The organism is Blastococcus xanthinilyticus (assembly GCF_008124835.1).
In the GTDB taxonomy this organism is placed as follows: Bacteria; Actinomycetota; Actinomycetes; order Mycobacteriales; family Geodermatophilaceae; genus Blastococcus; species Blastococcus xanthinilyticus.
Map to the genome: position 1 here is coordinate 49,650 of NZ_VNHW01000002.1, position 14,163 is coordinate 63,812.

Below are 14,163 nucleotides of genomic sequence, written 5' to 3' on the forward strand. Positions count from 1 at the left end.
TCCGACCCCGTGGCCGTGCGCACCCGGCGCACCCGGCCTCCGACCGAAGGCGGCACCCATGTCCTGGAAGACCGAGACGGTTCCCGGCACGGACGGGCTGGTGTGCAGCATCGACCGGCTGGCCTCCGAGGCCGGGACGGCGGTGCTGCGGGCCGGTGGGAACGCGGTGGACGCGGCGATCGCGACCAGCGCGGCGCTGGCGGTCACCGCGCCGCACATGTGCGGGCTGGGCGGGGACCTGTTCGCGCTGGTCGGCGGCCCCGGGACCGGTTCGGCGGAGCCGCTGGTGCTCAACTCCTCGGGCCGGGCCGGGAGCGGGGCCGACCCGGACCGGATGCGCGCGGAGGGGCACCGCACCATGCCTCTGGTGGCCGACGTGCGGAGCGCGCCGGTGCCGGGGTGCGTGGACGGCTGGGTCACCCTGCACGGCCGGCTCGGCCGGCTGCCCCTCGCCGACGTCCTGGCGCCGGCGGTCGAGCTGGCGGAGGCCGGCTTCCCGACGTCGCCGCTCCTCGCCGCCGCACTGCCCCGGCTGGCCGGCGTGACCGGGTGCGACGAGCTGGTGCGGTCCGGGGTCGCCGAGGGAGACCTCCTGCTGCGGCCGGGGCCCGCGCGGATGCTGCGCGCCGTCGCCGCCGAGGGGCGCGACGGCTTCTACGGCGGAGAGTTCGGGGAGCGGCTCCTGGAGGTGGGGGCCGGGGAGTACCTCCCCGAGGACCTGGCCCGGTCGCAGGCCGAGTGGGTGGACGGCCTGGCCCTGGACGTCTGGGGGCACCGCGTCTGGACCGTCCCGCCGAACTCGCAGGGCTACCTCGGGCTGGCCGGCGCGGGCATCGCCGAGCGGCTCGGGCTGCCCGCGGACCCCGACGACGGCGCCTGGGCCCACGCCACCGTGGAGGCCGCGCGGCTGGCCGGGTTCGACCGGCCGCAGCGCCTCTTCGACGGCGCGGACGGCGCCGCGCTGATCGCCGCCGGCCGGCTGGACGAGCGCGCCGCGATGTTCGACCCCGAGCGTCCGGCGCGGCTGGGTGACCGCTACCGCGCCGGCGGCACCATCTACCTGTGCGCGACCGACGCCGACGGCATGGGCGTCAGCCTGATCCAGTCCAACGCCAAGGGGTTCGGCTGCCACGTGGCGGTCCCGGGCACGGGCGTGCTCCTGCACAACCGCGGCCTCGGGTTCAGCCTCGAGGACGGGCACCCGGCCGAGTACCGGCCGGGCCGGCGCCCGCCGCACACGCTGGCTCCCGCACTGGTGACCCGTCCCGACGGGTCCCTGCGGGCGGTGCTCGGCACGATGGGCGGGGACTCGCAGACCCAGGTCCTGCTCCAGATGCTGGCCCGGCTGCTCGTCGCCGGGCAGGACCCGGGCACCCTGCTCAGCGCTCCGCGCTGGGTCCTGGCGGTGGACGAGGGGACCGGCTTCAACGTGTGGGAGCGTCCCGACACGCACCGGGTCCGCATCGAGGAGCACGCCCCCGCCTCCTGGCGGGCGGGCCTGGAGCAGCGCGGCCACGAGGTCGAGACGGCGGGCCGGGACCTGGTGGGGTTCGGGCACGCCCACCTCATCGAGCTCCCGCTGGACGGCCCGGCCCGCGGCGCGGCCGACCCGCGGGCGCTGGTCGGCGCCTGCTCGGCCGGCTGAGCTCTCCCGGCGGGCAGGGGCGGCTCAGGTGTAGCCGGGCGCCCGCTCGGCCGGGGCGGTGTCCTCGGCCGAGCACGCCGACCGGAGATCGGCCAGCAGCGCGTCGACCACCCGCTCGTGCCCCGCGGTGACGGTCAGGTGGATCGACTCGGGCGGCCCCTGGAGACCCATGGCCCACCCGCGGCGGCGCATGTCCTTCACGATCGCCGGGAGCGAGGGCCCGGCCGAGCCGAACGCCAGGAGGCTGGCGTCGGGGGCGCCGAGGACCTGCAGCCCGGGGATCCGCTCGATCCCGGCACGGATCTCATCGGTGGCCGCCAGGGCCCGCCGGGTCAGGTCCTGGTAACCCTTCCGGCCCAGGTGCGTGAGCGCGGCCCACGCGGCGGCGATGGCCCCGCCCGGCCGGGTGCCCGCCACGTTCGGCGCCGCGTAGTGCCCGCCCGACCAGTCGTCGAAGACGAAGGGCTGGTGGGCGAAGTAGGACGGGTCCCGGTACAGCACGAGGGACGCGCCCTTGGCCGCGTAGCCGAACTTGTGCAGGTCCACGGACATGGACGAGACACCGGCGACGGTGAAGTCGAAGGCGGGGACCGGGCGGCCCAGGTCCCGCACGAACGGCAGGAGCATGCCGCCGACGCACGCGTCCACGTGCAGGGGCACGTCGTGGTCGCCGGCGACCGCGGCCAGGTCCGCCACCGGGTCGACGACCCCGTGGGGATAGGAGGGGGCGGAGGCCACGAGCAGCGCGGTGTCGTCGGCCACGGCCCGGTGCATCCGCTCCGGGTCGGCCCGCAGGCCGGCCGGGTCCACCGGCACCCGGGTGGTGGTCATGCCCAGCAGGTGCGCGGCCTTGCTGAACGCGGGGTGCGCCGACACCGGCAGGACGACCCGCGGCCGGGCGACCTCGGGGCGGCTGGCCAGCAGCGCGTCCCGGGCCGTCTTGACCGCCAGCAGGATGCTCTCCGACCCGCCGGAGGTCATGCTCCCGGCGGGCGCCGGGCAGCCGAGCAGGTCGCCGACCATCTCCAGCACGTCCCGCTCCATGCGGCCGAGGCTCGGGAACGCGGCGGGGCTCAGGCCGTTGGTCGAGAAGCCGGCCAGGTAGGCGTCCTGGAGGAGCTCCTCCAGCGCCTCGCCGGCGTGGTAGACGTAGGCGAAGGCGCGTCCGTCCCGCCAGCCGATGTCCTCGTGCTGGAGCTGCTCGATCCGCCCGAGGACCTCGGACGCGTCGGTGCCCGATGCCGGGAACGCTGCCATGGTGGTGCCTCCGTCGTCGGCCGGGGCCGTGCGTCGCCGCACTCCGCGCGCCCACGCTAGGGGAGGAACCGCACGTCGGCGCGGTGCCGGTCGCCCGATCGCTCCGGACCGGCGGCGTTGACGGGGCGGCTAGGTTCGCCTCCACCCGACCCGGAGGCGATCGTGGACGTCGAGCTGTGCCACCTGCCCGCGGTCGAGCAGCGGTCGCTCCTCCGCTCCGGCGAGCTCTCCGCGCGGGAGCTGCTGGAGAACTCGCTGGCGCGCATCGAGCAGGTGAACCCGGTGCTCAACGCCGTCGTGACCCTCGATCCGGAGGGTGCACGCCGGCAGGCGGCCGCCGCGGACGAGGCCTTCGCGCACCGCCGGGAGCTGCGCCCGCTGCACGGGCTCGTGATGGCGCACAAGGACCTGCTGGCCACCGGCGGCATGCGCACCACGTGGGGGTGCCGGCTGTTCGCCGACCACGTCCCGGCGGCGGACGCGCACGCCGCCGCGCGCATGGCGCGGGCGGGGGCCGTCCGGGTCGGCAAGACCAACGTCCCCGAGTTCGGGCTCGGCTCGCACACCGTCAACCAGGTGTTCGGCAGCACCGGCAACCCCTACGCCCCCGACCGCAGCGCCGGGGGCTCCTCGGGTGGGGCCGCAGCGGCGCTGGCGGCCGGGATGGTCAGCCTCGCGGACGGCGGGGACATGGGCGGCTCCCTCCGCAACCCCGCGTCGTTCTGCAACGTGGTGGGCCTGCGCCCCCCGCCCGGGCGGGTCACGCAGGCTCCCGTGGAGCGGGGGAGCTGGCCCGACCTCGCCGTGCTGGGCCCGCTGGGCCGCACCGTGCGGGACACCGCCCTGCTGCACGGCGTCCTGAGCGGGTTCGACCCCGCGGACCCGAACTCGGTGCCCGGGACCGGTGAGGAGTTCCTCGCCCTCGCCGACGAGCCGGCCCGGGACCGCATGCCCGGTCTCCGCGTCGGGTGGACGCCCGACCTGGGCGGCCTGCCGGTCGACCCGGAGGTCACCGCCGTCCTGGAGCGGGACGGACGGACCGCGTTCGAGCGCCTGGGCGCCTCGGTCGTGGACTGGGCGGCGGACTTCCGCGGTGCGGACGTCGCCTTCTCCACCATCCGGGCGTGGAGCGTCGCGGGCCGGTTCGGCGGGATGTACCGGGAGCACGCCGACGTCCTCGGCGCGAACCTGCGGACCAACGTCGAGGACGGCTTCCGGGTCACCGCCGAGGGGCTGTACCGGGCGGTCCAGGAGCAGTCGGCGGTCCGGGCGCGGGTGCTCGCGGCGCTGGACCGCGTCGACGTGCTGGCCATGCCCACCGTGCAGCTGCCGCCGTTCCCCGTCGACTGGGACTGGCCGCACGAGGTGGCCGGTCAGCCGCAGGAGCACTACCTGACGTGGATGCGGTCGTGCTGGTACATCACCCTCACCGGGCTCCCGGCGATCTCCCTGCCCTGCGGCTTCACCGCGGCCGGGCTGCCCGTCGGCATCCAGCTGGTCGGGCGCCCGTACGGCGAGGTGGAGCTGCTCCGCGTCGCGGCCTCGTTCGAGCTGGCGAACCCCGCGGGAGCGCGTCGTCCGGAGCTCTGACCGCCCGGGCGGGTGCCGGCTCCCGGCGCCCGTCAGACCCTGGTGATTATTCCGGACGAGTGATATAAAACCCGCACCGGTCGCCGCGGATGCCGACCGCTCGCCAGCTCCTTCCCCGGTGCACGAGGAGTCCCGTTGAGAGTCGGAGTTCCCAAGGAAGTCAAGGACAACGAGTTCCGCGTGGCCCTCACGCCGGCCGGTGCCCACGAGCTCGTGGCCCGCGGCCACGACGTGCACGTGGAGACCGGCGCGGGGGTGGGCTCCGGGCTGGCCGACGAGGAGTACCTCGGCGCGGGGGCGAAGATCCACGACGCCGACGACGTGTGGGCGCAGTCCGAGCTGGTGCTGAAGGTCAAGGAGCCGGTGGCGTCCGAGTACTCCCGGATGCGCCGCGGGCAGACGCTCTTCACGTTCCTCCACCTCGCGGCCTCCCGCGCCTGCACCGAGGCCCTGCTGGACTCGGGGATCGACTCGATCGCCTACGAGACCGTGCAGCGTGCCGACCGCTCCCTGCCGCTGCTGGCGCCGATGTCCGAGGTGGCCGGGCGGCTGGCGGCCCAGGTCGGCGCCTACCACCTGATGCGGCACAGCGGCGGGGCGGGCGTCCTCATGGGTGGGGTGCCCGGCGTCGCGCCCGCGAAGGTGGTGGTGATCGGCGCGGGCGTCTCCGGCCTGAACGCCACCTCCATCGCGGTGGGCATGCACGCCGACGTCGAGTTGCTCGATCTGGACGCCGACCGCCTCCGGGCGGCCGACGCGCTGTACCGCGGGCGGGTGCGGACGACGAGCTCCAACGCCTACGAGATCGCCCGGGCCGTCGCCGGGGCCGACCTGGTCATCGGCGCGGTACTGGTGCCCGGAGCCCGCGCGCCACGCCTGGTGGACAACGCCCAGGTGGCCGGCATGAAGCCCGGCAGCGTGCTGGTGGACATCTCGATCGACCAGGGCGGCTGCTTTGAGGACTCCCGGCCGACGACGCACGCCGACCCCACCTACCCCGTGCACGGCTCGCTCTTCTACTGCGTCGCCAACATGCCGGGGTCGGTCCCGTCGACGTCCACCCGTGCGCTGACGAACGCGACCCTGCGCTACGTCCTCGCCCTCGCCGACAAGGGCACCCGCCGGGCGGTGGTGGAGGACCCGGAACTGGCCGCGGGGGTCAGCACCGTCGCCGGCGCCCTGGTGGCCGGGACCGTCGCCGAGGCCCACGCCCTGCCCGTCGCCGAGCTCGGTGCGGTGCTGCCCGGCGCGTCCTCCTAGCGCCACGCGGGCGCGGTCACGCGACCCCGTACCGGCACGCTGAACCCTTGATATACCGGACGCCCGGCCAATATAGTCACCTCGATCCCGCACCCCGGTGCGGGCGACCGAAGGAACGAGCCATGAGTCTCAGCACGGTCCGGCCGGCGACGGCCGCCGCGAGCCCCGAATCGCTCGCGCAGAAGGCGATGTTCATCCGGCTCGAGACGGTGCGGCTGAGCCGGATCGCCGGGGCGGGCCACTACTCCGCCGTCTTCTCCGCCGCGGAGCTCCTGGCCGCGCTGTACTACTCCGAGCTGCGGGTGGATCCGCGCAACCCGCGCGACCCCGGCCGCGACCGCTTCGTGCTGAGCAAGGGGCACGCCGCGATCGGCCTCTACCCGGTCCTGGCCGACCTCGGGTTCTTCGAGCCGGCCCTGCTGGACGACTACACGCGGCTGGGCAGCGCGTTCGGTGACCACCCGGACATGAAGAAGATCCCCGGCATCGACTTCAGCTCCGGCTCCCTCGGGCACGGGCTCTCCGTCGGCTTCGGCATGGCGATGGCCGGCCGGATGTCGGGGGCGGACTACCGCACCTGGGTGATGCTCGGCGACGGGGAGCTGGCGGAGGGCCAGATCTGGGAGGCGGCCATGTCGGCCGGGCACTACGGGCTCGGGCGGCTGCGGGCGGTGGTGGACGTGAACCAGCTCGGCATCGACGGCTTCACGAAGGACGTCATGACGGTGGAGCCGATCGCCGCGCGGTTCGAGTCGTTCGGCTGGGAGACCCGGCGCATCGACGGGCACGACCTGCCCGGCATCCTGGCCGCCTTCGCGAGCCTGCCGGACGCCGACCGGGGCCGGCCGCAGTGCATCATCGCCGACACGGTCAAGGGCCGGGGCGTGCGCCGGATGGAGCTGAGCCCCGACTGGCACGTCGGGAACCTGGTCGGGGCCGACTACGACGACGTCGTCGCGGAGCTGTCGGCCGGCCTCTCGGACGGCGGGACCCCCCGATGAGCGAGTGGCAGGACCAGTCGGAGATCTTCAACGGGACGGCGGACACCGCGCTCAAGGACGCGCGGTCGGCCGACGGCAACGACCGGCGCGGGACGACCGCCTTCGTCTTCGGCGACGAGCTGGCCGACATCGCCGACCGGGACCCCCGCGTCGCGGTGCTCACCGCCGACCTGGCCCGCTCGAACCGGGCCGTGGACTTCCAGGGGCGGCACCCCGAGCGGTTCGTCAACGTGGGGATCGCCGAGAAGAACATGATCACCGCGGCCGCGGGCATGGCCTCGTGCGGGTACGTCCCCTTCGCGGCGACCTTCGCCTCGTTCGCCGCGCTGCTGGGCTGCGAGCAGATCCGCACCGACTGCGCGTACCCGCGGATGCCGGTCCGCGTCGTCGGACACCACTCCGGCATGTCGATGGGCTTCTACGGCACCAGTCACCACAGCCTCGAGGACCTCGGCATCATGCGGACGATCGCCGACCTCACCGTCGTGTGCGCCACGGACGAGAACCACCTGCGGGCCGTGCTGCGCGCGTCGATGGACCACCCCGGCGCGATGTACATCCGGCTCGGGCGCGGACGCGATCCGGAGGTCTACCCCACCGTCCCGGAGATCGTCTTCGGCCGCTCGATCCGGCTGCGCGAGGGCAGCGACCTCACGATCCTCGCCACGGGCTCGACCGTCCGCCCGGCGCTCGACGCCGCCGCCCTGCTGGCCGACGACGGCTACTCCACCCGCGTCGTCGACATGTTCACGGTCAGCCCGCTGGACAAGGACGAGGTCGTCGCCTCCGCGGCGGCGACCGGCGCGGTGCTCACCGTGGAGGAGCACAACGTCACCAACGGCCTCGGGACGGCGGTCGCGGAGACGCTCTTCGAAGCCGGCGTCTCCGGGTCCCGGTTCAAGCGCCTGGGAGTACCCGACGAGCACGTGATCCTCGGCCCACCCGCAGCCCTCTACGCGCACTACCAGCTCGATGCGACCGGCATCGCCACCCAAGCGAAAGAGTTGATGAGATGACGCAGGTCCTCGCCGCCCGCACGGCGGATGCCGCCCTCCGCGCACGGGCCGGCTCGGTGATCCCCGGTGGCATGTACGGGCACATGAACGTGGCGGGCATGCCCGACGCCTTCCCGCAGTTCTTCACGGCCGGCGAGGGCAGCCGGCTGTGGGACGCCGACGGGAACGAGTACATCGACTTCATGTGCGGCTGGGGGCCGGTCGTCCTCGGGCGGAAGGACCCGGCCGTCGAGGCCGCGGTCCGCGCCCAGCTGGACACCGGGGACCTTCTCGACGGCCCCTCGCCGGTGATGGTCGACCTGGCGGAGCTGCTGGTCGAGGTGGTCCCGCACGCGGACTGGGCCATGCTGGCGAAGAACGGCACCGACGCCACGACCGCCTGCGTCACGATCGCCCGGGCCTCGACCGGGCGGCGGAAGATCCTCATCGCCACCGGCGGCTACCACGGCGCGATCCCGTGGTGCACGCCCCGGGCCGGCGGGGTGCTGCCCGAGGACCGGGCGCACCTGGGGTACTTCGAGTACAACGACGTCGCGTCGCTGGAGGCCGCCGTCGCCGAGGCCGGGAACGACCTGGCCGGCATCATCATCGCGCCGGTGCGCCAGGAGCTCGCGCGCGACCAGGAGATGGCCACCGTCGAGTTCGCCCGCGCCATCCGGACGATCTGCGACCGCACCGGCGCGGTCATGATCCTCGACGACGTGCGGTGCGGCTTCCGCCTGGACCTCGGCGGGAGCTGGGAGCCGCTCGGCGTCCAGCCGGACCTCGCCGCCTGGTCCAAGGCCATCGCCAACGGGTACTCGCTCGCGGCGATCACCGGCCGGGACAGCCTGCGCCAGGGCGCGACGGGCATCTACATCACCGGGTCGTTCTGGTACTCGGCGGTGTCCATGGCGGCGTCGATCGCCACGCTGACCCAGCTGCGGGACACCGACGCGCTGGCGCGGATGGCCGACGCGGGCCGGCGGCTGCGCGACGGGCTGGCCATCCAGGCGGCGGCCCACGGCTTCGCCGTGCGGCAGACCGGGCCGGTCCAGATGCCGCTGATGCGCTTCGCGGACGACACCGCGGACTCCACGCTGGCCCGGATCTGGACGAACGAGGCGGTCAAGCGGGGCGTGTACCTGCACCCGGTGCACAACTGGTTCGTCAGCGCCGCCCACACCCCGGAGGACGTCGACCAGGCGCTGGAGCGGACCGACGACGCCTTCGCCGAGCTCAGCCGCCTCGTGGGCTGACCCGGCGGGGGAGGCCGGGCGGGAACGGGCCGCCCGGCTCCGGCGCGACCGAACCGAGATGCAGGCGGGCGTCCCGATCCCCGGGTGCCCGAGAGCCCCGGCACGAGGATGGCGAGCAGCGATGATCCCCGACTCCGAACGACGTGCGGCCGCCGCCGACCTGATCGAGTACGGGCGGCGGCTGGCCCCGGACGGGCTGGCGGTGGGCCCGGCCGGCAACCTGAGCGTGCGCCTGGGCGACGTCGTCGCGGTGACGCCGTCGCAGATCCGCTACGAGGAGATCACCCCCGAGTCGATCTGCTTCGTGACCCTCGACGGGGAGCAGGTCGGCGGGCAGGGGAGGCTCTCGGCGGAGACGCCGATGCACCTGTCCGTCTACCGGGACACGGACGCGGCCGCGATCGTGCACACGCACTCACCGCGGGCCGTCGCGGCGTCGACGGTGGTGGACGAGGTGCCGGCGGTGCACTACTGCGTGCTGCGCGCCGGTGGCGGCCCGACCATCCGGGTCGCGCCCTACGAGCGCTTCGGCTCCGACGCGCTGGCGCGGGTCGCCCTGGAGGGGCTCGCCGACCGCACGGCGGTGATCCTGCAGAACCACGGCGCCATCGCGTACGGCCCCGACCTCGCCGAGGCCTACGAGCGGGCCCAGCTCGTCGAGTGGCTGGCCGACGTCTACCTCGCCGCGCTCGGGCTCGGCCCGCCACGGATCCTCAGCGCGGAGGAGCTCGGCGAGGTGGCCTCGGAGTCCGCCCGCCGCCGGTACGGCGCGGCGCAGGCCGCCGGCCGATGAGCGGCCCCGGCGCGCGCGGGACCCCCGCGTACGACGACCTGCCCCGGGACGCCGCCGGCGCACCGGTCGGGTGGGGGGTGTTCGGCCCGGGGGACGCCGTGGGGCGGGTCAACCTGCAGTCGGCCGAGGCCGTCGCGGCGGCGGCCCGGGCGGTGGTGAGGGGCGCGGTCTTCCCGCTGAACGCGCCGCACGACCTGTTCACCCCGCCGCTGTTCGGCCGGGGCCGGCTCCGCCACACCCGGCTCCCGATCGCCGGTGGCGCGGCCTTCGACGACGTCTACGACAACTACTACCCCCAGGCGTCGAGCCAGTGGGACGCGCTGTCGCACGAGGGGTACCGGCCCGACGTCTTCTACCAGGGGGTCTCCGGGGCGGAGATCGCCCGGGGGGAGCGCAACGGCATCGAGGCGTGGGCTGAGCGCGGCATCGCCGGCCGGGGGATCCTCCTCGACGTCTCGCGGGCGCTCGCGGCGGCCGGGCGGCCGCTCGACCCCGGGTCCAGCACCGCGGTGACGGTGGCGGACCTCGAGCTGGCCCGCCGCGAGGCGGGACTGGAGTTCCACCCGGGTGACGTCGTGCTGATCCGCACCGGCTTCGTCGAGTGGTACCAGCGCCAGGACGAGGCCGCGCGGCTGGCGATGTCGCGGCCCGGAGGGCTCCGCGCCGCGGGCATCGAGCACACCGAGGCGATGGCGCGCTACGTGTGGGACAGCGGCGCGGCCGCGGTCGCCGGCGATGCGCCGGGGCTGGAGGTGTGGCCGCCGGACCCCCGCCCCGAGGCCGCTCCGTTCGGTTACCTGCACCGCATCCTCATCGGCCAGTTCGGCCTGGCGATCGGCGAGCTCTGGCAGCTGGACGACCTCGCCGAGGACTGTGCCGCGGACGGGCGGTACGAGTTCCTGCTGTGCAGCGCGCCGGTCAACGTGCCCGGCGGCATCGGCTCCCCGGCGAACGCCCTGGCGATCAAGTGACCGGCGGATCACGTAGCCGGCGACCAAGTGACTGGCGACCAAGTGAGGGGGCGGGCATGCCCGCTGACGCCGTGAGCCCGACGCCGGACCCGGGTGGCGCGCCGCCGCGGGTCGCCTGCGTCGGGATCTACATCCTGGACGTGCTGGGCCGGACGATCGACGAGCTGCCCACGACCCAGCGGTCGCTGATCATCGACGAGATCCGGATGACCGTGGCCGGCACGGCCGGCGGGACGGCGGTCGACCTCGCCCGGCTCGGCGCCGACGTGCTCGCGGTGGGGGCCGTCGGGCAGGACAACGTGGGGGCCTTCGTGCAGACCCTGCTGCGGCAGGAGGGCGTCGACGTCAGCGGCCTGGTGGTCAAGCCCGGGGTGCCGACCTCGGCCACGATGCTGCCGATCAGCAGCGCGGGGGTGCGTCCCGCCTGGCACGTGCGCGGCGCGAACGCCGAGCTGTGCCGGGACGACCTGCCGTGGGACGCCCTCGCCCGCGTCGACGTCCTGCACTACGGCGGGGTGTCCGCGCTGCCCGGGCTCGACGGCGAGCCGTCCTGCGAGCTGCTCGCCTTCGCCCGGTCGCACGGTGCGATCACGACGGCCGACTGCCTGGGCGTCAAGCGCCCCGACGCGCTGCAGCTGTTCGCCGCGTCCCTGCGGCACGTCGACGTGTTCATGCCCAACCGCGACGAGGTCGCGCTGCTGACCGGCCTCTCCTCGCCCTACGACGGCGCCCGGGCCATCCTCGACCTCGGGCCGGGCGCGGTGATCGTCAAGATGGACGCCGAGGGGTGCTTCGCGGTCAGCGCGGACGGCGAGTTCGCCCTGCCGGCGATCCCCGGCGAGGTCGTGGACTCCACCGGCTGCGGCGACGCCTTCTGCGCCGGCGTCATCCGCGGGCTCTCCCTCGGCTGGCCGCTGCGCGAGGCCGCGGGGCTCGGCATCGCCTCGGGCACGCTCACCGCGGGTGGCCTGGGCTCCGACGCCGGCCTGCGGGACCTGGACTCCACCCTCGCCTTCCTCGCCGACCACCGGCCCGCACGAGAAGCGGAGCAGTCATGAGCAGCGGTCCCGGGAGCGCGGTCCACCTGGCCGGCCTGGCCGACGCCGTCGAAGTCTTCCGCGACGAGTGGGGGATCCCGCACCTGCGCGCGCGGTCGTCGGACGACCTCTTCTTCGCCCAGGGCTACGTCCACGCCCAGGACCGGCTGTTCCAGATGGACGCCGCCCGGCGGCGGATGGAGGGGCGCTGGGCCGAGTGGGTGGGGCCGGCGGGGGTGCCGGCCGATGCCCTGGCGCGCCGGCTGGGGGTGACGGCGGCCTGCCGGCGAGATCTCGACGTCGCGAACGACGAGACGCAGGCGATGCTCGGCGCCTACGCGGCCGGGGTGAACGCCCACCTCGCCGGCCTGGACCGGCTGCCGGAGGAATACGGGCTGCTGGGGGTCGAGCCCGAGCCATGGGAGCCGTGGCACAGCATCGCCGCGATGCGCCAGCGGGGCTACCTCATGGGGTCGGTCTGGTTCAAGCTGTGGCGGGCCGCGGCCGTGCGGGCGATCGGGCCCGACCGCGTCGGCCTGCTCCGGTACGACGACGGCGGCACCGACCGGCTGTGCATCCCGCCCGGCGCGGACGCGCAGCGCTGGGTCGCCACGCTCAAGGAGCTGGCCCCCGCCCTCGAGGCCCTGGCCGGGCTGGCGGGCGCGGACGCCACCGGCGGCGGGAGCAACAACTGGGCGGTGTCCGGGACACGGACGGCGACCGGCCGGCCGCTGCTCGCCGGCGACCCGCACCGCGCGTTCGAGATGCCGGGGATGTACACCCAGGCCCACCTGGCGTGCGACCGGTTCGACGCCATCGGCCTGACCGTCCCGGGAGTGCCGGCCTTTCCGCACTTCGCGCACAACGGCTCCGTGGCCTGGTCGGTGACCCACGCCTTCGCCGACATCCACGACCTGTTCGTCGAGCAGTTCTCCCCCGACGCCTCCCGGTACCGGTTCCGGGACGGCTGGCAGCCGACCAGCACCCGCTCCGAGCGGATCCTCGTCGAGGGGGGCGACCCGGTGGACGTGCAGGTGGTGGAGACCCACCACGGGCCGGTCGTCGCCGGCGATCCCGCGAGCGGCACCGCCCTCACGCTGCGGTCGATGCAGTTCGCCGAGACCGACCGGTCGTTCGACTGCCTGCTGCCGATGCTCCGGTCGCGCACCTGTGACGAGCTCTTCGACGCGTGCCGGGGCTGGGGGCTGATCGACCACAACCTCGTCGCGGCGGACACCTCCGGCGGCATCGGCCACCTCGTGCGCGCCGTCGTCCCCGCCCGGCCGCGGCTCAACGGCTGGCTCCCCGTCCCGGGCTGGACCGGCGAGCACGAGTGGGACGGGATGATCCCGTTCGAGGCCATGCCGCGGACCGCGGACCCCGCCCGGGGCTACCTCGTCACGGCCAACAACCGGGTGGTCGCCGACTCGGCCGACGGGCACTACCTGATGACCGACTGCCATCCCCCCTACCGCGCCCGCCGGGTCGAGCAGCGGCTGGCCGACCTCCCCGCGGCCACCACCGAGGACATGCGGGCCATCCACGGCGACGTGCTCAGCCTGAGCGCTCCGGTGTTCCAGCGGGCGCTCGCGGCCGCCGACGCGCCGGACGACCGGTGCGCCGGGCTCCGCGACCTCGTCGTCGGCTGGGACGCGCGGCTGGACCCGGATTCCGTCGCCGCGGCCGCCTACACGTCGTTCCGCTGGGCCCTGGCCGAGGTGCTGACCGAGCGGTCGGGGCTGGGTCCGGCGGCGGCCGATCCGCTGGTGGTCGCGCTGCCGCCCGGGGTGGACGTCCGCAACCAGCTCTGGTGGGCGCTGCCCGGGCTCCTGCGCGCGGACGACACCACGCTCCTGGGCGGGTGGACCTGGGACCAGGCGGTCGGCGAGGCGCTGCGGCGCACGGCGGACGCCGGGGACGCCGGGCCCTGGGCGGAGCGGCACCGGGCCACGATGGTCCACCCGCTGTCCGGCGTGCTCCCCGGCGCCGCCGACCGGCTCGCCCCGGCCGGAGCGCCGGTGGGCGGCGACAACGACACCGTGCTGGCCAACGGCTGCCTGTCGGCGTCCGGCACGCGCGCGGTCTACGGGGCCGTGGCGCGGTACGTCTTCGACGTGGGCGCCTGGGACAACAGCGCGTGGGTGGTGCTCACCGGGGCCTCCGGCGATCCGGACGACGCCCACTACCTCGACCAGCACCGCACCTGGGCGGCCGGGGAGCTGGTCCCCATGCGGTACGACTGGACGACCATCGCGGCGGTCGGCGAGCTCCGCCTGCTCCGCCCGGCGGCCGACGAGCGGCCGGCGGCGGGTTAGCCCGGCCGTCGCGCCGTGGGAGGCCGGCGCCCCGGCGTCC

11 protein-coding genes are annotated in these 14,163 nt (G+C 75.1%); 10 read left to right on the forward strand and 1 reads right to left on the reverse strand.

What is annotated here, in order from left to right; translation table 11 throughout:
* Positions 1 to 58: 58 nt before the first annotated feature.
* Complete coding sequence (locus tag BD833_RS03070; RefSeq protein WP_166531681.1) at positions 59 to 1,645, forward strand: gamma-glutamyltransferase family protein; 1,587 nt, start codon at positions 59 to 61, stop codon at positions 1,643 to 1,645.
* A gap of 24 nt (positions 1,646 to 1,669) precedes the next feature.
* Here the strand turns inward: BD833_RS03070 and BD833_RS03075 are convergent, their stop codons facing one another.
* Positions 1,670 to 2,902, reverse strand: coding sequence for a pyridoxal phosphate-dependent decarboxylase family protein (locus tag BD833_RS03075; RefSeq protein WP_166531682.1), 1,233 nt, complete (start codon positions 2,900 to 2,902; stop codon positions 1,670 to 1,672).
* A 162-nt stretch (positions 2,903 to 3,064) separates the two neighbouring features.
* Here BD833_RS03075 and BD833_RS03080 point away from each other — a divergent pair, with 162 nt between their 5' ends.
* The 9 genes from BD833_RS03080 (at position 3,065) to BD833_RS03120 (ending at position 14,123) form a co-directional block, all read left to right on the forward strand.
* Entirely contained in the window at positions 3,065 to 4,492 is a 1,428-nt protein-coding gene (locus BD833_RS03080) for an amidase (RefSeq protein WP_166531683.1), read from the forward strand.
* Between the two features lie 135 nt (positions 4,493 to 4,627).
* A complete protein-coding gene (gene ald, locus BD833_RS03085; RefSeq protein WP_166531684.1) occupies positions 4,628 to 5,752 on the forward strand; it encodes an alanine dehydrogenase in 1,125 nt (374 codons plus the stop codon).
* 122 nt (positions 5,753 to 5,874) lie between these two features.
* Positions 5,875 to 6,753 (forward strand): transketolase, encoded by an 879-nt coding sequence (locus tag BD833_RS03090; protein ID WP_166531685.1) that lies wholly within the window; start codon positions 5,875 to 5,877, stop codon positions 6,751 to 6,753.
* Positions 6,750 to 7,769, forward strand: a complete 1,020-nt coding sequence (locus tag BD833_RS03095) for a transketolase family protein (RefSeq protein WP_166531686.1) — start codon at positions 6,750 to 6,752, stop codon at positions 7,767 to 7,769. The genes BD833_RS03090 and BD833_RS03095 overlap by 4 nt, the downstream gene beginning before the upstream one ends.
* Positions 7,766 to 9,007 carry an aminotransferase class III-fold pyridoxal phosphate-dependent enzyme gene (locus tag BD833_RS03100; protein WP_166531687.1) on the forward strand — a complete coding sequence of 414 codons (1,242 nt, stop codon included), beginning with the start codon at positions 7,766 to 7,768 and terminating at the stop codon, positions 9,005 to 9,007. The genes BD833_RS03095 and BD833_RS03100 overlap by 4 nt, the downstream gene beginning before the upstream one ends.
* Before the next feature lie 121 nt (positions 9,008 to 9,128).
* On the forward strand, positions 9,129 to 9,800 hold the full coding sequence (locus BD833_RS03105; RefSeq protein WP_166531688.1) for a class II aldolase/adducin family protein: 672 nt from the start codon (positions 9,129 to 9,131) through the stop codon (positions 9,798 to 9,800).
* Positions 9,797 to 10,771 (forward strand): cyclase family protein, encoded by a 975-nt coding sequence (locus BD833_RS03110; RefSeq protein WP_166531689.1) that lies wholly within the window; start codon positions 9,797 to 9,799, stop codon positions 10,769 to 10,771. The genes BD833_RS03105 and BD833_RS03110 overlap by 4 nt, the downstream gene beginning before the upstream one ends.
* A 56-nt stretch (positions 10,772 to 10,827) precedes the next feature.
* A complete protein-coding gene (locus BD833_RS03115) occupies positions 10,828 to 11,829 on the forward strand; it encodes a carbohydrate kinase family protein (protein ID WP_166531690.1) in 1,002 nt (333 codons plus the stop codon).
* Complete coding sequence (locus BD833_RS03120; protein WP_166531691.1) at positions 11,826 to 14,123, forward strand: penicillin acylase family protein; 2,298 nt, start codon at positions 11,826 to 11,828, stop codon at positions 14,121 to 14,123. Before BD833_RS03115 ends, BD833_RS03120 begins: the two co-directional genes overlap by 4 nt.
* The last annotated feature ends 40 nt before the right edge of the window (positions 14,124 to 14,163 follow it).